An 18204-nucleotide genomic window follows, 5' to 3' on the forward strand; every position below is an offset into this window, starting at 1 on the left:
TCCGTCGGCGGTGGCGACGCTGGTGCGCGACTACGTCGAGCGCGGCGGCCGTGGCGAGGAGCAGTTCGACGTGCTGACGCCGCGGGAGCTCGAGGTGCTGAAGCTGATCGCCGAGGCGAACACGTCGAAGCAGATCGCCGATGCGCTCTTCATCAGCGTCAAGACCGTCGACCGACACCGGCAGAACATCCTCGACAAGCTCGGTATGCGCGACCGCGTCGAGCTGACGCGCTACGCGATCAGGCGCGGACTGATCCAGCCCTAGTAGTCGGCGGCACTCGACCTCTCCGGCTACAGCGCCTGCTCGCCGCTGACGAGCGCGAAAAGGCTCTCGTGCTCCTCGCGGCAGGCGGGACAGCCGTGGAGGTGCGCGCGCAGGCCAGGAATCGCAGCGTCGGCGTCCTTGCCCGCGAGCTCCAGCTCGACGTAGCGGTCGAGCTCGTCGAAGCAGATGTCGCAGCCGACCTCCGGCTCGGCCGGGCCGAGGAGGCGGCCAAGCGCTTGCTCGAGTTCCGGACGTTCGATCACGTCTCCTCCCGGAGTAGTGCGTCTACGGAAAGGCCCTGCTCCATCAGATGCTTGCGCAACTTCCGGCGGGCGTCGTGGAGTGTCTTGTAGAGGGCGCCCCGATTCGTGCTCAGGCGCTCGGCGAGCACGTCGATCGGAACGCCGTTCAGTGCCAGGGCGACGAGGACACTGCGCTGGTGCGGCGTCAAGAGGTGCGCAATCGCCTGCTGGATCGTTGTCAGCAGCTCGCTCTGCTTGACCTCGTCGTCGGGCTGAATTCCCGGGCTCGTGAACAGGCCCCATGTCTCCGGCTCGAGCGGCGCCTCGCGTGCCTGCCATGAGCGCTTCCGCAGCTTCGCTGCGGCCTCGAGCAACGCGAACTTGTACACCCAGGTCGTGAAGCGACTGTCGCCGCGAAAGTCCTCGAGGCGCGCGAGCACGCTGACCAGCGCATCGTCGGCGGCCTGGTTCGCGAGGTCGTCGAGGTCGTTCCCGCGCAGGTGGGGCAGTGTCGCCCGGCGGCGGGCGCATTCGAAGCGGGAGGCGCGCAGGAGCAATGCGTGCAGGCGGGCGATCGCCTCCTCTCTCGTGCCTCCGTCGGAGCGGAGGTCGCGCAGCCATGCGCGCGACTCCTCGTCGAGCAACGAACGGGGCTGAGGCTCGACGGCCACCGAGAGGTCGGTCTTCGGCCGCTGCACCTTTGGGACGGTAACGGCGGCGGCGCTCACGCGGCGGCCTCGTCGTCGAGAGGAGAGAGGATCCGCGCTGCCAGGTCGGGTCCGCAGCCGCGCTCGACGAGGTCGATCAGCGCGTGCAGGTCATACCGTGAGTCGTTCGCGAGCCGCGCGGCAAGCGGGAACTGAAAGCCCGAGTCGACGAGCTGTTGGCGCCGCCAGCAAACGAGCTCCTGCTGTGTCCCCTCGCGTGTCGTGTGCATTCGCATGTCTGGTTGGTGTCGTCTCGCTCGGGGTCCTTACCCCCGCGCGGCCGGGACGCCGGCCTCGGACAACGAGCCGTCCCGGAGTGGACGGGCCGCTCCGGGACGGTCGGGGTGGGCTCGGCGGCTAGCGGAAGCGCTTCGGGAACTGCTTGGCGAGGCCATCGGAGAGGTAGTCGGACATGTGCAGGATGTGGCGGTGGATCTTGTCGTAGGCGGCGACGTCCGCGGCCCAGTTGCCCTGCAAGCGGGCCACTGCTTCCTCGGTTGTGAGCTTCAGATGCATCTGCATCTCCGCCTTCAGCACAGCCAGCTTGAAGAAGCGCGGGTTGACGCTCGCGAGGACGGCGGCGATGTCGTCGCCGTTCTTCGCCCAGCGGGCCTGCTCCTCGGCGAGCTTCGCCTGGTCGCCGGCCTTGGCCGCGGCGATCAGATCGGCCGCGATCAGGATGTGCCGGCGCAGCTCGGCGGTCAGCTTGTTGCCCGCCGCCTTGCCGTAGAAGGGCTTGACGGCGTTGCCGATGTCGGTCTGGTTCTTCAGCAGCCGGCCGACAGTGGCCTCGGTGTCGGGGGAGCCCGTCGTGAGGCTGATGATCGCCAGCCGCGTCCAGACGATGTGGTCCTCCCAGAGCTGACGCATGCCCTCGCGAAGCGCGACCTCCTTGTCGGTGAGCGTCGTCTGCGAGGTCGTCGCGGTGGCGGCCGCGGTCGAGTCGTGTGACCCGTCGCCGTGAGCGTGGGCGGCAGGGCCGCCGGCGATCGCGATGGCGGCGAGCGCGCTGACGAGGGCGACGAGCGCCGTCAGCGCGAGGGGGATGGGCCGCGAGGCCCGGGTGGAGGTCATGTCAGTGCTCCCTTCGGTCGGGTGTGGGTAATCGCGACGCGCCGCAGGAGCAGGCTCGACGCGGCGAGCAGGCCGAGGGCCTCGATCGCCTTGGTGGCGAGCGCGAGACCGCCGACCGGCTCGGCGTGGGGGTGGAGGAGCGGCACGCCGGTCGTGATCGCGAGCGCGTAGCTCGCCAGCAGGCTCGAGAGCGTGACGGCTGCGACTGCGACCGCCAACGTGCTCGAGGGCCGCCAGGTGAGCCACAGCACGGTCCCCGTGAGCGCCACGGTCGCGGCCGCGAAGCCGAGGCCGGGCGCGGTGCCTTCGTCGAGGTGGCTGGGCGCGAGCGCCCCGTGGATGCCGGCGCTGATCGCGCAGGCGAGGACGACGAGGTCGCTCCTGGGGTCGGCGAGTCTCACTGGACGACCAGGAAGAGCTCGGCCGGCAGATCGTTGCTGAAGCTTCCCCACGGCATCTGACCTCCTCCTGTCGTTCGGTGTCGGAGGACTCTGTGTCTCGCCGGCGACGGTTCTTACGTCGCCGCCGAGCCCTGCAAGGCGGCCGCTAAGCGGTGAGGATGGGAATGAGCGTTTTCGAGATGCTCTGGATTGCGGGGATCGCGAGCTCCATGCTCGCCTGCGTGCCGCAAGTGGTTCATCTCGGCCGCGAGCACTGCACCGCCGGGATCAGCTGCCGCGCCTGGCGATGTGGCTCGTGAGCAGCGTGCTCATCGGCGCAACCGCGCTGTACCGCCAGGACCCCGTGTTCATCCTGCTCCAGGCGAGCACGCCCACCTCTGCCGCGATCATTCTGTTCCTGGCGCACAAGTACCGCGGGATGGTCTGCGCCTTTCACGCGCGTCAGGGTCGCGCAGAGAGCCGAACAAGCTACGTCCGTCTGAGGACCGCAGGGGTACTTCCTCTCGCGCGCACGCGACGCAGTTGCGCGATCTGACACGCGTCTGGCCCGATGCCGGGGGGTGGAAAGGTTGATGCGGACAGGACATGCCCTTCGCTCACGGCGTCGGATGCCGCGCGGCCGAGACCGGACCCCATCCTGCTGAACCGTCTCCGTCCTGTGCGGCGGTCATGGCCCGACGGCGTTCGGGTGCTGTGCGCGGATGTCGGTGAGCGCGAGGTTCGCGGCGGTGCGGGGCAGGTACTCGTACGTCAGGTAGCGGATGACGATCTGGTACCACGGGCCGGCGATGCTCCCGTAGCCGTGGATCTCGACCGGATAGAAGGTCTCGGGATCGACGTACAGATAGATCGGCTCACGCGGACAGCCGGGAGGGGGACAGGCTCGTGGTGGGTCGAGGCGGATGCGCTCGACGGTGCGCCCGTCCAGCTGCGTCTTCCCTTCATCGTGCGCCAGTCCGGCGCCAAGCCACTCGCGAACCCTCGTCGCAGAGTCCTCGCTGTAGGGCCGGAACAGAAGCTGCTGGTGAATGAACTTGTTCGGTGGCGTAAATCTGAGCGACGGCTCGCAGCCGGTCGCGGAGCAGTGGGGGTCGAGCGTGCCGCCGAGCTCGGACTTCGTTGATTTCGAGCAGACGAGCGCGCGCGGATCGAGTGGTGGTTCCGGTGGGAGGTCGTTGAGAAGGGCTCGGTATCTGTGCGGCGGCTCCTGGTCGATCCAGATCTCGCTCGGGCCGCGTGTCACGGTGCACGCGGGATTCGTCGAGATCCAGGTCATCTCCCACCTCTGGTGCAGGATCGTCCCGGCGGGTGGCGTGAGTGCAGCCTGCGCTCTCTCGAGCACGCCGGGCGAGCTGTTCCACGGGGTGCTGACGAACAGCGCGGCGGCCGCGGCCGCGGCTAGCGCAGCAGTGGCAAGCACCATGTACCCGGGGCGCTTCCTGATCCGACGCAGTGCGCGGCCTCTCTGCTCGTGCTCACGATCGATGGCGCGTGCGGACGCCCATCGCTGAGCGTCCTCGCTTGGGGCCGCGTGCGCCTGCTGGCGCTCGGCTGCAGCGAGAAGCTCGTGCTTGAGGTCGTCGATTGGGCTACTCATCAGGCCTCCAGGTCTCGAAGCTGCGCTCGCATCGCTGCCAGGCCACGGCTCACGCGCTTGCGGATGACGCTCTCGGAGCAGCGGAGCTGGCTTGCGATCTCGCCATAGCCGCGCTCCTCGACGTGGTGGGCCGTGATCGCCGCGCGCTGCTCGGTGGTCAGGGTCTCGAGGAGCTCGACCACCGGAGCGATGGCCGTCGACTCGAGGATCTCGATTGCTTCGTCATCGAGCTCGATCGGCTGCATCGCAAGCGCGCGCCGCGCCTCGTCCTGAATCCGGCTGCTGCGCAGTGCCTCGCTGAACTTGTGGCGTGCAATTGCGTACAACCAGGCTTGGGGCGGCTCGGGGCCGGGTTGAAAGCGAGGCACCGACGCGAGGGCCGCGGCGAACGTCTCCGCCGCAAGATCGAACGCTTCCTCCGGACCGGACACGCGCCGACGGAAGAAGGCAAGCACCGACGCAAAGTGCCGCTCGTAGAAAGCACCGAACGCCTCGGGACGACTGCGCGCTCCAAGCAGAAGCTCAGCGTCCGAGCAGCGCTCCCAACTCTCCACTCCTCCTATATGACAGTTCCCAACGTCTTGTGACGGCTATCTCCTCGCGAGGGCCAGCATGGCCCCTCGCGCGCACGCGAATCGCTCGGAAGCACGCTCTTCTCCCTTGACGGCTCCGAACTGATTGTCGCGGCGTTCAACGGCTGCTCGACCGAGGCACTCCTCTCGATCGCCACTGACGGAGGGCGCCCACCCAGCGTTCTGTGGCGTCTGCCGCGGAATGCGAGACTCGGCGTCTATCCGTCGGGGTTCCTCGACGACGGAACGCTCGTCGCGACCTCGAGCGCACATGACGGGGACTGCTACTACGGTCACACAGGCCCCGACCGACTCCTGCTGCTCAAACCCGGGGTTGCCTCCCGGCCACTCGGCCCACCGTCGGTGCGATCGGGGGCGTCCGCGTCATGCCAGACGGCGGACCGTCGTCCGGGCAGCCGGCTGCCTCGAGACCTGCCAACTCTGGTCGGCCAATCCACTGACCGGACAGACGCGGAAGCCAACGTCCTTCCGCACTCGAACGTCGCCGTTGAACGGCTACGACGGCATCAGTTTCGCACCCCTCACGGAAACCACGATCGTTTACGGCCGCGGCCATTCGGTGATTGCCCAACAACTCGCGAGCAGCACCGGACGACCAAATCAAGACGTTCGGATGCCCGCGCGCCAGATGCGGGCTGACCGAGGTCTCCTCGATCGTGCCCAGCCCCGACGGCGCATGGGTAATCGTCGACGTCTACGACCACGAATCCGAATATTGCGAGGCCGGCTCGCCCAAGCCGATCAGCCAGCGGTTTGCCCTCCGCATCGACGACCGCGGTGTCACCCGACTGCCCGTCGTGCCCTTCGACGACATCTACTTCGACTGATTACGCCAGGCTGGCCAGCCCTCGACGCAGCGAAGCACTCCGGGGGACTGCCCGCCGTCTCGCCAAAGCGACGAGGCTACCGAGACAGAGCCCTTCCCGCTGACGCCAGGCCGCTTCCTGGACCGGCGTGGCACGGAGCTCGAGGAACGGTCGGGGCAGTCCTCGAGAAGGCGCAGGATCGCGTGCCGGTCTGCCTCGTCCAGACCGACGATGCGGGCGCCGCGGTCGAGCGTGCGTTGCAGGTAGTCGGCGTGGCGGTCGAGCTCTGCGGCATGGAGCCGCGGCCGACTACCCAGCCGGGAGATCGGGCGTCCGGGCGGGCGGACTCGAGTAGCCCGCCCGCCGCGTGCTGCAAGTCCTCAGCTGCCGAGAAGTATCGGCACTGCCCCCACACAGAAGTCGTCGGTTCGCCCAGTCGATTCCTTCACGACGCGGAGGAACGCAAGCTCCGTGTCATCGCTGGGATCTGTCGGCGTGCCGGCGTGATCGATCAGGATCTCGAATCGGACTTGGCCGGGGTTCCTCGCGATCACCTTGCCGTCCTCTCCATACAGCACCGCGTTGCCGGTCGAGAGAACGAGGATAGTGAGCGTGCCGTCGCCGTTGTCCGTCACCCGCAGATCCATGTCCCTGATGGTGGCAATCGATGTCACCGAGTTGCCGTTCGCGAGGTTCGTGACCACGTCGGTCACCTTCAAGTTGAAGCCGAAGTAGGCGAGGCCATCTGGGCCGTGCGGAACGGCATGAACTCTCCCGACGAGATGGGTCGCAACCTGCACGGTCAGCCCCTCGACCTCGCAGAAGTCGGTCTCGACTCTCAATTCTTGCTCGTCTATCGGCTCCCGGAAGAGCTGGCCGCCACCAGCAAGAGCCCCGCTCGCTCCAACACTCACGAGCACGGCAACAGAAGCTGCCGCCACGAGTAGTCGCCGCATTCCGTCCCCCTTCCGCTATCGACGCCCCCTAGCGTCTCTGGGCGCCAAACGTAGTCGTTCGAGGACAGATTCACAAGCGTCGCGGCGGCCCGGCAGGAGCACGTTTGGGCGGTAGCGCGAGGGGCACCCGAAGGGAGATGCATATCGGCACGTTCGACACGACCCCGCCGCGCGAGCCGGACGAGCCAGAGCGAGAGGCGGAGGAGCTGGAGGACGGGAGCCTCCATCCGGACGAGCTGACCGGCGAGCCTGGTGGGACGAGGGCAGCGACGACGAGACCTGACCGTCCGGTAAGCCACCTTGCAGAACGGGATTCGAGGGCGCCGGGACCGGGAACAATGGGCCAATGCCGGCGACGCGGCCTGCGCTTCCGTCCCGGTACGCGACGCCGGAGCTGATCGCGTACGGGGGCATGGGGGAGGTCTACCGGGCGACCGACGAGACGCTCGGGCGAACGGTCGCCGTGAAGGTGCTCTCCGAGCGCTACGCCAGGGACGACGAGTTCCATGCGCGGTTCCTGCGCGAGGCGCAGACCGCGGCAAGCCTCTCGGGCGAGGCAAACGTGATCGTGATCCACGACGTGGGGGAGACGCGGGACGACCTGCCCTTCATCGTGATGGAGTACGTCCCCGGCGGGACGGTCGCCGACCGGCTGCGCACCCGCCGCGTCGACTCCGAGCAGGCGCTGCGCTGGCTCGAGCAGGCGGCGGCGGCTCTCGACCGCGCGCATGCCCGCGGCATCGTCCATCGCGACGTGAAGCCCGCCAACCTGCTCATCGCCGACGACGACACGATCCGCGTCTCCGACTTCGGCATCGCCCGCGCCGCCGGGAACGACACCCTGACACTCGCGGGAACCGTGCTCGGGTCGTCCGGCTACATGGCGCCGGAGCAGGCGCGCGGCGATCCGGCCACACCGGCCAGCGACCGGTACGCACTGGCCTGCGTAGCGTTCGAGCTCCTGACCGGGCGGCGGCCCTTCGTGCGCGACAACCCGGCGGCCGAGGCGAATGCGCACGCGACCGAGGCGGCGCCGTCGCCGAGCGAGGTCGACCCGAGCGTGCCGGCCGCGCTCGACGCCGTCTTCGCGCGCGGGCTCACGAAGCGCCCTGAGAACCGGCACGCCAGCTGCGCGGAGCTCGTCGCCGACCTGCGCCGCGCACTCGCCGTCACGCGGTCGGCCGCCACGACGGTCGTCGCCGCTCCGCGCCCCGCCGGGGCGACGGTCACCCGGCACGTCTCGCGGCCGCGGCGCACGGCCGTGCTCGTCGGCGCGGTCGGCCTGCTCGGAGCGGGAGCCGCATTGGCGTGGGCGCTCACGGGGATCGGGGACGGAGCCGACAGCGCGACCGTCGTGCTCACGGAGACATTGCAGGGCGAGACGGTCGAGCGCACCGTCACCGAGGCGAGCACCGTCGTCCTCACCGAGACCGTGGACGGCGAGACGGTCGAGCGCACCGTGACGGCAGAGGCCAGCGCCCCGCCACCGCCTCCCGCATCCGCCGCGGACGGGAGCGCCCTCAACGACGAGGGCTTCCGCCTGCTGCAGGCGGGCGACGTCGAGGGCGCCTTGCCGGTGCTCGAGTCGGCGGTCGCAGCTCTGGCCGGCTCGGCGACGATCGCGGAGGCCTACGCGTCGTACAACCTCGCCACGGCGCGGTTCGCGCTCGGACGCTGCGACGGCGTCGCCGAGCTCGTCGACCGCTCGGAGCAGGTGCAGGGGAAGCGCAAGGAGATCGACCAGCTCAGGAAGAAGGTCGAGAAGGACTGCGGCGACTGACCGTCTGGCTCACGACACGCTCGTTGGAACGGCGCCGCGCCCCACAAGCGTTCGGTTCCCCGTACCAGAGAGTCCGGCTGGCCGTAGCGTATGAGCGGACGCTCGCAGCGAAGCTCTGCCGGCATGTCTGCGGCACCCTCAGCTCTCGCGACCCCTCGGGCCTCTCCCGGTGGGCTTCGCGCGGCCGTCTCGTCGCCGTCGCTCGTTCTCTTCCTCGCGTTCGTTGCGAGCCAGGCGGGCGTGCTCGTCCTGTCGCCGATCCTGAGCGACGTCGCGGACGACTTCGGGGTCTCGGTGGCCGAGGCGGGGCAGCTGCGGATCCTCGCCGCGCCGCTCGCGGTCGTGGCCGCGCTGGCCGCCGGCCGGTTGCTCACGCGGTTCTCGCCGCGCGCGCTGCTCGGCGCCGGGAGCGCGCTCCTCGCGGTCGGCTCGCTCGCGAGCGCAGCCGCTCCCTCGTTCGCACTGCTGGCGCTCGCGCAGGTGCCGATGTGGGTGGGGATCTCGACCGTGCTCACCGCAGGCGTCGCGGCGACCGCGTCGTGGACCGAGCCGGGCGGCCGCACGAAGGTCGTCGCGCGCGCCTTCGCCGGGCCGCCCACTGCCTGGATCCTCGGCATGCCCGTGATCGGCGTCGTGGCTGAGGTCCACTGGCGGCTCGCGTTCCTCGCCTTCCCGCTGCCCGCCGCGCTCCTGGCCATGCTCGCCGTCTCCGGCAGGCCGCGTGACGTGCCGATCAGCGCAGCGGCGACGTCGCTGCGGGGCCTCCTGCGCCGCGCCGACGCCCGGCGCTGGGCGCTCGGAGAGCTGCTCGCGAACTCGGCCTGGGCCGGGACGCTCGTCTTCAGCGGGGCGCTGCTGACGGAGGAGTACGGCATGTCGACGACCGCGACCGGCGTCGCGCTCGCGGCCGTCGCGGTCGCGTACCTCGTCGGGAACCAGCGGGCGGGCGGAACCCCGGCGGAGCGCTCCCGCCGGACGATGCTCGCCTCGAGCATCGGCGCCGCCGTGGTCGTCGCGCTGATGTGGTCGCTCACGCCTGCCGTCGCGCTCACGCTCGTCCTGTTCGCGATCAGCGGCGCCATGGTCGCGACGCGAACGGTGGCGGGCACGGTCTACGGGTTCACGGTCGCGGGCGACCTCGGCCGCGAGGTCGGCACCGTCCGGGCGGTCACCACGCAGCTCGGGTACCTGATCGGCGCGCTGGCCGGCGGAGGGGCACTCGCCCTCGGCGGCTTCGCCCTCCTGGGAGTCGCGTTCGGTGGGCTGTTCCTCGCCTCGACGGCGCCCTACGCGTTCCATCGCATGGCGCAGCGACGGGAGGAGCCGGCGCCGGCTCGGCCCGCGGTGAAGGGCGCCTCGATGCCCACGCGCGCCGTCCGGGTGAAGCACGGGCGCGTGATCCTCGTCCGGCCGCTGGCCAACGGCGACGTCGAGACCGTGATGGCGGTGTTCGAGCGGCTCGGCGAGCGCTCGCGCAGGACGCGCTTCAACGGCCCCAAGCCGCGGCTCTCGCCGGGCGAGCTCGAGCACCTCGCCGCCGTCGACGCGACCCGTCACGTGCTCGTCGCGTACCTCGAGGGCGACGACCGGCCGGTCGCGATCGCCCGCCTCGTCCGGGACGGCTCCAGCGCGGAGATCGCCTTCGAGGTGGCCGACGAGCACCAGCGGCTCGGCATCGGCTCGGCGCTCACCGCGGAGCTGCTCGCCGACGCTCGGGCCGCCGGGATCACCGAGATCACCGCCCTCGTCGCGAGCGACAACGCCGCGGCCGTCAGCCTCCTACGCCGGGTCCTCGACCGCCTCGAGGTCCGCTACGAGGGGTCGGAGCTCGATATTCGCGCCGCACTGGCGTGATGGGTGCCCGTCAGCCGCCGGCGAGCTTCACGCGATAGCCCTGCGCCTCGAGGCAGGCGGCGACCTTGGCACGGTGGTCGCCCTGGATCTCGACGACGTCGTCCTTCGCGGCGCCGCCCGATCCGCAGCGTCGCTTGAGGTCGCTCGCCACCTCGGACACGTCCCGCGGCGGGAGGCCGCGGACGACCGTGACCGTCTTGCCCCGGCGGCCGCTCGTCTCGCGCGAGACGCGGACGATGCCGTCGCCCGGCGTGGGCGGCGCGGTGCGCCGGCCGGGCTTTCGATCGGCGGGCGTCCGCAGATCGCCCTCGGCGGTGGAGTAGACGCGTCGGCTCTCACCCATGACCGATGAGTCTGCCTCGTGAGGCCGGTCGTACGGGCATGGACGCAACCTTCGTGCTGGTCCCGGGCGCCGGCGGGGCGGCGTGGTACTGGCATCGCGTCGTCGGCGAGCTCGAGGGGCGGGGCAGGAACGCGATCGCCGTCGACCTGCCGGCGGGCGACGGCAGCGCCGGGCTCGCCGAGTACACCGATGTCGTCGTCGACGCAATCGGCGGCAGGCGCCGCGTGGTGCTGGTCGCCCAGTCGATGGGCGGTTTCACCGCGCCGCTCGTCTGCCAGCGCGTGCCGATCGAGCTGCTGATCCTGGTCAACGCGATGGTCCCCCGCCCGGGCGAGACCGGTGAGGAGTGGTGGACGGCGACCGGCTGGAAGGACGAGGTGGGCGAGGTCGACATGGTCGAGGCGTTCTTCCACGACGTCCCCGAGGACGTGCGTGCCGTCGCCCTGAGCGAGGAGCCGCCGCAGTCGTGGACCCCGTTCCAGGAGCCGTGGCCGCTCGAGACCTGGCCCGAGGTGCGGACCCGCTTCGTGCAAGGCCGCGACGACCGATGCTTCCCTCTCGAGTTCCAGCGCCGAGTCGTGCGGGAGCGGCTCGGGATCGGGCTCGACGAGGTTCCGGGCGGCCACCTCGTCGCGCTCAGCCGACCGGTCGAGCTCGTCGACCGGCTCGAGGCGCTGGCACGCGAGGCCGGCGCCGGGCCGCAGCGGATCTGAGGCGCCGCCGCACGCGGCTCAGCCGGTGGTCTCGTCCCGCGGCCGGCGGAGCTCGTCGGAGATGACGCGGTACTCGCTCGCCATCAACAAATCCTTGGGGCGTCCGGCTGCCTCCTTCATCGCGATCAGGTGGTCGAGCGAGGCGACGCGGATCGGGAATCCCTCGACGACCAGTACGTCGCCGGCCTCGTCGCGCAGCGCGGCGTAGGCCGGTGCTCCGGCCGGGTCGGCGAGGATGTCGAGCGATCCGTACCTCGTGTCGAACGTGAAGTTCGCGCCGTTCTCGAGGGTCTTTGCGTCGGGAACGAAGGGCAGGTCCGGAGGTGCCCCGCGGAGCTTCGCGTCGAGTGCTTGCAGGGCGCCGGCGAGACGCTCGAGGTTCGCCCGAGCTCGATCGTAGGCGACGTCGACGTCGAGCGTGACGTAGGCCGAGCCTCGGGCGACCCCTGCCATGCCGCCGATCAGCACGAAGTCGACGCCGTGGAGCACGAGCGTTTCGAGCAGCTTGCGGGGCGCGAACTCAGGCACCGCGCCCAGCGGCCTGCAGATCGCCTGCGAGGGTCGCGTACGCGACGAGCCTGTCCAGGCGCTGCGCAACCGTCAGGTCGAGGCCCCCTCGAGTCAGCGTCACGTCGTGACCCCAGTCGACCTCGCGTGCGTCGAGGACGAGCTCCTCGTTCATCAGCCGCAGGAGCTCGGCGAGGGTCGAGACGGAGGGGGAGACGAGGTCGCGCTCGATGCGCGAGACAGCAGCCTGGGAGGTGCGTGCGCGGATGGCGAGCTGCTTCTGGGTGAGGCCGTGGCGGCGGCGGGTCGTTCGGAGGAGCTCGCCCGCTGTCATTTCACGCAGGATATCAGATCAGATATCTCCAATCGGCATGAGAGTACGTTTGTTCTCGAGGTTCAGGACGCGAGGCCGAGAGACGCCACGACGACCGTCGAAGCGATCCAGGAGTTCGTCCACGTCCGGGCAAGGCGACGGGACCGTGCCGATGCGGCGGCTCTCGGCCGCGCCTACGTCACGCTGCTGAGCCCGCTGTTGCGGCCGGGCGAGGAAGACCTCGGCGGGTGGCTGCGGCTCTTCGAGCGGCAGGAGGCGTTGGGGACGTTCGATGCCGTGCTCGCCGCGTCGGCGATTGCCGCAAGGGCCGAGGCCCTCGTCTCGGCCGATCGCTCCTTCGACGGTGTCCGCGGTCTGCGGTGGGTGGATCTGTCGGGGGACGAGGTCGCAGCCTTGCTCGCGGGCTAGACGAGCGCAGCTGCGGCCGGCGTCCGGCGCTTGCGTCCCGCCGCTGCGAGGCGGCGATCCAGGCTCCACGGGACGGCGAGCGGTCGGGGTGTTTTGCCCGCAGCGACGTCGGCGCTTCGTCTCTCTGGGGGCGCGTAAGGAATCCCGCTCTGCCGGGTTGCACAGGCACGGATCTCGTCCACGACAACCGAAGGAGGAACCATGAAGATCCGCAGCCTCAGCCCGGCGACCGTCATCGCCACCCTCGCACTGCTGTTCGCCCTCTCCGGCACCGCCGTCGCGGCCGGCGTGGTCACGGGCGCGCAGATCCTGAACGGGTCGATCGGGAGCATCGACGTGATGAACGAGTCGCTGCGCACGGTCGACGTCAAGAACGGCACGCTGCTGCCGGAGGACTTCAAGGGCAAGAAGCTCCCGAAGGGCCCGCAGGGCGCACAGGGCCCGCAGGGTGCCGCCGGGCCGCAGGGCCCCGCCGGCCCCGCCGGTCCCGCAGGGCCGCAGGGGGAGGCCGGGCTCAGCCAGGTCACCGTCGTGACGGCCGAGTCGGCGAGCGACTCGGACGGCAGCAAGTTCGTGGACGCCCACTGCCCCGCCGGCAAGCGGATCATCGGCGGCGGCGCGACGCTCGTCGGCGCATACGGGGACATCGCGCTCGACGAGAACACGCCGCTCAACGCCACGACGTGGCGGGCGATGGGGTTCGAGATCAACGCAACCGGCTCGAACTGGTCGGTTCGCTCGCACGCGATCTGCGCGGTGGTTGCCGCGTAGGGGGAGGTGTCGGAGGCGCGGTGTGGCGGCCGCCGCGCCCTCACGGCATACGCCGCCGCGGTGCGTAGGGTGACGCCGTGGCGCACGGAGGAGCGGAGCTGTGAGGCGCGCGGCCCTGGTCACCGGGGCCGTCGCGCTGCTCGCGCTCGGGGCGGTGGGCGGGTGGTTCGCCGCGCGCGAGACGGAGGATCCCGAGAGGATCGTCGAGACGTCGACCGTCACCGTCACGACGACGGAGGAGGCGCTCGACGCGGCCCTGCCGGAGGCGGTCGCGCGGACGCGCCAGGCGCTGCTCGAGGCGGCGAGGGAGCGCGACTACGACGCGCTGCGGCCGCTCGTCCCCCCGACGGGGTTCGAGTACACCTTCGGCAGCCCGGTGCCGGGCGGGCCGATCGCGTACTGGCAGGAGCTCGAGCGGACGACCGACGAGCGGCCGCTCGAGCGGCTCGAGCAGGTGCTGGAGATGCCGTACACGCTGTCGCGCGGGATCTTCGTGTGGCCGTTCGCCTACGACGTCGCGAGCCTCGACGAGCTCACCGCGCACGAGCGCGAGGTGCTGGCGCCGCTCGGGCCGCTCGAGACGGTCTTCGTCGAGGGGACCGGGTACCTGGGTTGGCGCGCCGGGATCCGGCCGGACGGAGCCTGGGTCTTCTTCGTCGCCGGAGACTGACCGCGCGCGATGAGTTTCGGCGCGCGCCCCGGTAGTAGCCGGTGACAACGTTCCACCGGCTCGAAGGGAGCACACCATGCGCAAGCTCGTCTCGTCCTTCTTCATCTCGCTCGACGGCGTCGTCGAGGCGCCCCAGAACTGGCACTTCCCCTACCACGACGAGGAGATGGGGGCCGCGATCGACGGCGCGATCGCGGCCAGTGACACGTTCCTCATGGGGCGACGCACGTACGAGGAGTGGGCTGTGTTCTGGCCGCACCAGGACCCCGCCGCACTCCCGGTGGCGACGGCGATGAACGAGACCCCGAAGTTCGTCGCCTCGACGACGCTCGACGAGGTCGGCTGGCAGAACTCGACCCTGCTCGAGGGCGATCTCGCCGAGGCGGTCGGAGCGCTCAAGGCGAAGCCGGGCAAGAACATCGGCATGTCGGGGAGCGCGACGCTCGTGCGCTCCCTGCTCGCGCACGGGCTCGTCGACGAGCTGCGGCTGCTCGTGCATCCGCTCGTCGTCGGGAAGGGCGCGCGGCTGTTCGAGAACGGCATCGGGCAGGTGCCGCTCGAGCTGGTCGAGTCGCGCACGTTCGCGACCGGCGTCCTCGACCTCGCCTACCGACCGGTGGCCGCGTGACGCGGCCATTGGCGCGGCTGAACGACGCCAACGCCTCGTCGCGCCGGCCGCGCCACAATCCACCGAATGAAGGCGCTCGCGCGCGGGCCGACGGAGCTTCTCCTTGATCGTCGCTGACGCTCCCGACCCGCGCGTGCTCGAGGCGGCCCGGGGAGGGGATGGCGAGGCCTTCCGCGCGCTCGTCGAGCCGCACCGCGGCGAGCTCCACGCGCACTGCTACCGGGTGCTCGGCTCGCTGCAGGACGCCGAGGACGCGCTCCAGGAGACGCTGCTCCGGGCCTGGCGCGGGCTCGACGGCTTCGAGGGCGCGAGACCGCTGCGGCCGTGGCTCTACCGGATCGCGACCAACGTCTGCCTGGATGCGATCGCGCGTCGGCCGAAGCGCGTCCTGCGGCTCGACGACAGCTCGCCGTCGCAGCCCGACGCCGGTCCGGGAACGCCGCTCGTCGAGTCGATCTGGATCGAGCCGTACCCGAACGAGCACCTCGGCCTCCCGGACGGCTATGCCGCGCCCGAGGCGCGTTACGAGCAGCGGGAGAGCGTCGAGCTCGCGTTCGTCGCCGCTCTCCAGCACCTGCCGGCGCTGCAGCGCGCCGTGCTGATCCTGCGCGAGGTGCTGGGGTTCTCGGCGCGGGAGGCGGCCCAGTCGCTCGACACGACCGCCGCATCCGTCAACAGCGCGCTGCAGCGCGCCCGCCGGACGGTGGACAACGTGCTGCCCGAGCGGAGCCAGCAGCAGACGCTCCGCTCGCTCGGCGACGCGCGGCTGCGCGGCCTCGTGGAGCGCTACGTCGAAGCGTGGGAGAGCCGCAACGTCGACGCGATGCTGGCGGTGCTCGCCGAGGACGTGACGTTCGCGATGCCGCCGTTCCCGCACTGGTGGAGCGGGCGTGAGAGCGTGATGGACTTCATCGTCTCGACGGGAAAGCCGTCGCTCCGGCACGTGGTCACGCGCGCGGGGGGCCAGCCGGCGATCGCGTGGTACATCAGGTGGCCAGGGAACGAACCGTTCCTTCCGGCCGCGATGGAGGTCCTCGCGTTCGAGGGCGAGCGCGTCAAGGAGATCACGGCGTTCGCATCGCCCGAGCTGTACCCGTTCTTCGGATTGCCGGCCGAGCTCGCGTGACGAGCGCAGCCGGCTCGCCCTCGCCGAACGGAGGCGCGGGCTTCCGGTTGGCTACCGTGGGCGGGTCGTCTCCGAAGGAGGGTCCAGCATGCTGTCCTCGCGCACGCTCGTCGGAGCTCTCGTCGCCGCGCTGGCCGTGACACTGGTCGCAGGCGCCTCGGCCGCCGCCGGCCCCGATCTGACCCGCAGCCTGCGCTCCGGCGGACTCGTGGTCGTGCTCAGGCACGCCGCGACGGACTTCACCAGGCCCGACCAGGACCCGGTCGTCGTCGCCGACTGCGCCACGCAGCGGAACCTCTCGGCGCAGGGGCGGGCCGACGCGCGCGCGATCGGCCGCGGCGTGCGCCGTCTGGGCCTGCGGATCGGGAAGGTGCTCTCGAGCCCGTTCTGCCGGACGCTCGAGACGGCGCGGCTCGCGTTCGGCCGCGCGACCGTCCATCCGGCGCTCCTCAACACGATCGTCGCCGAGCACGACGCGCGCTGGAGGAAGCAGATCCGCGACGCCAAGCGGCTGCTCGGCACCAGGCCTGCGGCCGGGTCGCTGACCGTGCTCGTCACGCACGGCATCGTCGTGCAGGAGACGACCGGCCAGTCCCTCGTGGAGGGAGAGGCGATCGTGTTCCGCCCGCTCGGGCAGAGCCGCTTCCGCGTCGTCGGCCGCGTGACGCCGCGCGAGTGGGGGACGCTGCGGCGCCCGGCGTCGCTCGGCGCGACTCGACCGCGCGTCCGCGAGTACCCGGTGCCGCCGGGCACGCACCCCCACGACGTCGCGCCCGCGCCGGACGGCACGGTCTGGTACACGGCGCAGCACACCGGCAAGCTCGGCCGGCTCGACCCGGAGACCGGGCGGACGACGGAGGTGCCGCTCGGTGACGGCTCCTCGCCGCACGGTGTGATCGTCGGGCCCGACGGGGCGGCGTGGGTGACCGACAGCGGTCTCAACGCGATCGTCCGGGTCGACCAGGGGACCTCCGCGGTACGGGTGTTCCGGCTACCCGCCGCGACCGGCTACACGAACCTCAACACCGCCACCTTCGACAGGCGAGGCGTGCTCTGGTTCACGGGGCAGAACGGCTTCTACGGGCGGCTGAATCCGAAGACCGGCGCGATGCGCGTCTTCCGCGCGCCGGGCGGCGCCGGCCCGTACGGGATCACGACGACGCCGAAGGGCGACGTCTGGTACGCGTCGCTCGCGGGGAGCCACATCGCCCGGATCGACGTCCGAACCGGCAAGGCCACGGTCGTCCGGCCGCCGACCGCGGGCCAGGGCGCGCGACGCGTCTGGTCGGACTCGCGCGGCCGGATCTGGGTGAGCGAGTGGAACGCCGGCAAGGTCGGGCGCTACGACCCGGCGACCCGCAGGTGGCGCGAGTGGCGCGTCCCCGGGCCGGCGCAGGTCTACGCCGTCTACGTGGACGACAAGGACGCCGTCTGGCTGACCGACTTCGGGCGCAGTGGGCTCTGGCGGTTCACCCCGGCGACGGCGAGGTTCACCCGCGTCCCGCTCCGCGCGGGCGCCGACGTGCGGCAGCTGCTCGGGCGCCCCGGGGAGGTTTGGGGCGCGGAGTCCGGCACCGACCGGCTCGTGGTCGTGCGGGGCTGAGCGGGCCGTGTCGCGCGCGAGCCCAGCGGGGCTGCGGGATTCCGCCGGCTGCTACCCTTGCGGGCGAGTTAGAGCGGGTCCGGTCTGCGCGTCGTGCGCCTTCCTTACGCGTTCGTGAGCAGTAAGGGAGGTGTATTTTCAATGGCAGAAGGAACCGTTAAGTGGTTCGACGATGCGAAGGGCTACGGGTTCATCACCCCTGCCGAGGGGTCCAAGGACCTCTTCGTGCATCACAGCGGCATCACCGGTGACGGCTTCAAGTCGCTCCCCGAGGGGGCGAAGGTCTCGTTCGAGCCCCGCGAGGGCGCGAAGGGGCCGGAGGCGACGAACGTCGCCGTCGTCGCGTAAGTCGAACGTCGGCAGCCCGTGGCCGTTTCGGCGGCCACGGGCGCCGAACTCGTCCCTCTGACAGAAGGAGGCGCGCCATAGCAGTCAAGGAAGAGAAGCTCGAGATGGAGGGCGAGATCACCGAGTCCCTCCGTAACCGGATGTTCCGGATCACGCTCGACAACGGCCACGAGATGATCGGGTATACCGCGGGGAAGATGAAGCGCTACCGGATCCGCATGGGCCCCGGCGACCGGGTGCGCGTCGAGGTCTCCGCCTACGACCTCGACCGGGGTCGCATCGTGTACCGGCTTCGTTGATTTGATGCAGATGATGATAGTATTGCTGCATCATGCGCACCACGGTTACGCTGGACGATGACGTCGCCGCGCTGATCGAGCGCGAGCGCGCAAGGACCGGCGAGTCGTTCCGCACCGCGATCAACAGGCTCCTGCGCCGCAGCATGCGGAAGGACTCGCGGCCCGAGCCGCCGCCCGTG

General features: G+C 70.8%; 26 protein-coding genes. 15 read left to right on the forward strand and 11 right to left on the reverse strand.

Features of this window, described 5'->3' with window-relative positions:
- Nucleotides 1-265 (forward strand): response regulator transcription factor (locus VFO26_RS01510; RefSeq protein WP_325113102.1); only part of this gene is annotated, 265 nt, incomplete at its 5' end.
- A 26-nt stretch (nt 266-291) separates the two neighbouring features.
- On the opposite strand, the gene VFO26_RS01515 is transcribed toward VFO26_RS01510, so the two are convergent.
- The 5 genes from VFO26_RS01515 to VFO26_RS01535 form a co-directional block, all read right to left on the reverse strand.
- Entirely contained in the window at nt 292-528 is a 237-nt protein-coding gene (locus VFO26_RS01515) for a hypothetical protein (protein WP_325113103.1), read from the reverse strand.
- The gene (locus VFO26_RS01520) at nt 525-1205 is read right to left on the reverse strand and encodes an RNA polymerase sigma factor (protein WP_325113104.1); all 681 of its coding nucleotides are present in this window, start codon (nt 1203-1205) and stop codon (nt 525-527) included. Before VFO26_RS01520 ends, VFO26_RS01515 begins: the two co-directional genes overlap by 4 nt.
- A gap of 26 nt (nt 1206-1231) precedes the next feature.
- Nucleotides 1232-1444, reverse strand: a complete 213-nt coding sequence (locus VFO26_RS01525) for a hypothetical protein (RefSeq protein WP_325113105.1) — start codon at nt 1442-1444, stop codon at nt 1232-1234.
- A 127-nt stretch (nt 1445-1571) separates the two neighbouring features.
- Nucleotides 1572-2288, reverse strand: a complete 717-nt coding sequence (locus tag VFO26_RS01530; RefSeq protein WP_325113106.1) for a hypothetical protein — start codon at nt 2286-2288, stop codon at nt 1572-1574.
- Nucleotides 2285-2689 carry a hypothetical protein gene (locus VFO26_RS01535; protein WP_325113107.1) on the reverse strand — a complete coding sequence of 135 codons (405 nt, stop codon included), beginning with the start codon at nt 2687-2689 and terminating at the stop codon, nt 2285-2287. The genes VFO26_RS01530 and VFO26_RS01535 overlap by 4 nt, the downstream gene beginning before the upstream one ends.
- Before the next feature lie 164 nt (nt 2690-2853).
- Here VFO26_RS01535 and VFO26_RS01540 point away from each other — a divergent pair, with 164 nt between their 5' ends.
- Both VFO26_RS01540 and VFO26_RS01545 read left to right on the forward strand, forming a co-directional pair.
- Nucleotides 2854-2988, forward strand: coding sequence for a hypothetical protein (locus tag VFO26_RS01540; RefSeq protein WP_325113108.1), 135 nt, complete (start codon nt 2854-2856; stop codon nt 2986-2988).
- Nucleotides 2985-3224: a hypothetical protein gene (locus tag VFO26_RS01545; protein ID WP_325113109.1), complete on the forward strand. Its 240-nt coding sequence runs from the start codon at nt 2985-2987 to the stop codon at nt 3222-3224. The genes VFO26_RS01540 and VFO26_RS01545 overlap by 4 nt, the downstream gene beginning before the upstream one ends.
- 132 nt (nt 3225-3356) lie before the next feature.
- On the opposite strand, the gene VFO26_RS01550 is transcribed toward VFO26_RS01545, so the two are convergent.
- Both VFO26_RS01550 and VFO26_RS01555 read right to left on the reverse strand, forming a co-directional pair.
- Nucleotides 3357-4286 carry a hypothetical protein gene (locus VFO26_RS01550; RefSeq protein WP_325113110.1) on the reverse strand — a complete coding sequence of 310 codons (930 nt, stop codon included), beginning with the start codon at nt 4284-4286 and terminating at the stop codon, nt 3357-3359.
- A complete protein-coding gene (locus VFO26_RS01555; RefSeq protein WP_325113111.1) occupies nt 4286-4840 on the reverse strand; it encodes an RNA polymerase sigma factor in 555 nt (184 codons plus the stop codon). The genes VFO26_RS01550 and VFO26_RS01555 overlap by 1 nt, the downstream gene beginning before the upstream one ends.
- A gap of 602 nt (nt 4841-5442) precedes the next feature.
- Here VFO26_RS01555 and VFO26_RS01560 point away from each other — a divergent pair.
- Nucleotides 5443-5706 carry a hypothetical protein gene (locus VFO26_RS01560; RefSeq protein ID WP_325113112.1) on the forward strand — a complete coding sequence of 88 codons (264 nt, stop codon included), beginning with the start codon at nt 5443-5445 and terminating at the stop codon, nt 5704-5706.
- Between the two features lie 359 nt (nt 5707-6065).
- On the opposite strand, the gene VFO26_RS01565 is transcribed toward VFO26_RS01560, so the two are convergent.
- Nucleotides 6066-6641, reverse strand: coding sequence for a hypothetical protein (locus VFO26_RS01565; protein WP_325113113.1), 576 nt, complete (start codon nt 6639-6641; stop codon nt 6066-6068).
- A 346-nt stretch (nt 6642-6987) separates the two neighbouring features.
- Between VFO26_RS01565 and VFO26_RS01570 the strand changes: the two genes are divergently transcribed.
- Nucleotides 6988-8421, forward strand: a complete 1434-nt coding sequence (locus VFO26_RS01570) for a serine/threonine-protein kinase (protein ID WP_325113114.1) — start codon at nt 6988-6990, stop codon at nt 8419-8421.
- Nucleotides 8422-8544: 123 nt separating this feature from the next.
- Nucleotides 8545-10275 carry an MFS transporter gene (locus VFO26_RS01575; RefSeq protein ID WP_325113115.1) on the forward strand — a complete coding sequence of 577 codons (1731 nt, stop codon included), beginning with the start codon at nt 8545-8547 and terminating at the stop codon, nt 10273-10275.
- Between the two features lie 10 nt (nt 10276-10285).
- Here VFO26_RS01575 and VFO26_RS01580 read toward each other — a convergent pair whose 3' ends face one another.
- Complete coding sequence (locus tag VFO26_RS01580) at nt 10286-10618, reverse strand: hypothetical protein (protein WP_325113116.1); 333 nt, start codon at nt 10616-10618, stop codon at nt 10286-10288.
- A 38-nt stretch (nt 10619-10656) separates the two neighbouring features.
- Here VFO26_RS01580 and VFO26_RS01585 point away from each other — a divergent pair, with 38 nt between their 5' ends.
- Complete coding sequence (locus VFO26_RS01585) at nt 10657-11331, forward strand: alpha/beta hydrolase (RefSeq protein ID WP_325113117.1); 675 nt, start codon at nt 10657-10659, stop codon at nt 11329-11331.
- An 18-nt stretch (nt 11332-11349) separates the two neighbouring features.
- On the opposite strand, the gene VFO26_RS01590 is transcribed toward VFO26_RS01585, so the two are convergent.
- Nucleotides 11350-11859: a hypothetical protein gene (locus tag VFO26_RS01590; protein WP_325113118.1), complete on the reverse strand. Its 510-nt coding sequence runs from the start codon at nt 11857-11859 to the stop codon at nt 11350-11352.
- Complete coding sequence (locus VFO26_RS01595) at nt 11852-12172, reverse strand: helix-turn-helix domain-containing protein (RefSeq protein ID WP_325113119.1); 321 nt, start codon at nt 12170-12172, stop codon at nt 11852-11854. Before VFO26_RS01595 ends, VFO26_RS01590 begins: the two co-directional genes overlap by 8 nt.
- Here VFO26_RS01595 and VFO26_RS01600 point away from each other — a divergent pair.
- From VFO26_RS01600 to infA, 8 genes are all read left to right on the forward strand, one after another.
- Entirely contained in the window at nt 12131-12580 is a 450-nt protein-coding gene (locus VFO26_RS01600; RefSeq protein WP_325113120.1) for a PIN domain-containing protein, read from the forward strand. The genes VFO26_RS01595 and VFO26_RS01600 overlap by 42 nt on opposite strands.
- A gap of 201 nt (nt 12581-12781) precedes the next feature.
- A complete protein-coding gene (locus VFO26_RS01605) occupies nt 12782-13351 on the forward strand; it encodes a hypothetical protein (protein ID WP_325113121.1) in 570 nt (189 codons plus the stop codon).
- Nucleotides 13352-13451: 100 nt separating this feature from the next.
- Nucleotides 13452-14021 (forward strand): hypothetical protein, encoded by a 570-nt coding sequence (locus VFO26_RS01610; RefSeq protein WP_325113122.1) that lies wholly within the window; start codon nt 13452-13454, stop codon nt 14019-14021.
- A gap of 76 nt (nt 14022-14097) precedes the next feature.
- Complete coding sequence (locus VFO26_RS01615) at nt 14098-14649, forward strand: dihydrofolate reductase family protein (protein WP_325113123.1); 552 nt, start codon at nt 14098-14100, stop codon at nt 14647-14649.
- 103 nt (nt 14650-14752) lie between these two features.
- Complete coding sequence (locus tag VFO26_RS01620; protein WP_325113124.1) at nt 14753-15775, forward strand: sigma-70 family RNA polymerase sigma factor; 1023 nt, start codon at nt 14753-14755, stop codon at nt 15773-15775.
- Nucleotides 15776-15863: 88 nt separating this feature from the next.
- Nucleotides 15864-17378 (forward strand): virginiamycin B lyase family protein, encoded by a 1515-nt coding sequence (locus VFO26_RS01625; protein ID WP_325113125.1) that lies wholly within the window; start codon nt 15864-15866, stop codon nt 17376-17378.
- Nucleotides 17379-17519: 141 nt separating this feature from the next.
- A complete protein-coding gene (locus VFO26_RS01630; RefSeq protein WP_325113126.1) occupies nt 17520-17726 on the forward strand; it encodes a cold shock domain-containing protein in 207 nt (68 codons plus the stop codon).
- 77 nt (nt 17727-17803) lie between these two features.
- Nucleotides 17804-18025: a translation initiation factor IF-1 gene (infA, locus tag VFO26_RS01635; protein ID WP_325113127.1), complete on the forward strand. Its 222-nt coding sequence runs from the start codon at nt 17804-17806 to the stop codon at nt 18023-18025.
- Nucleotides 18026-18204: the final 179 nt, after the last annotated feature.

Origin of the sequence: Gaiella sp., assembly GCF_035710885.1 — a bacterium.
GTDB lineage: Bacteria > Actinomycetota > Thermoleophilia > Gaiellales > Gaiellaceae > Gaiella.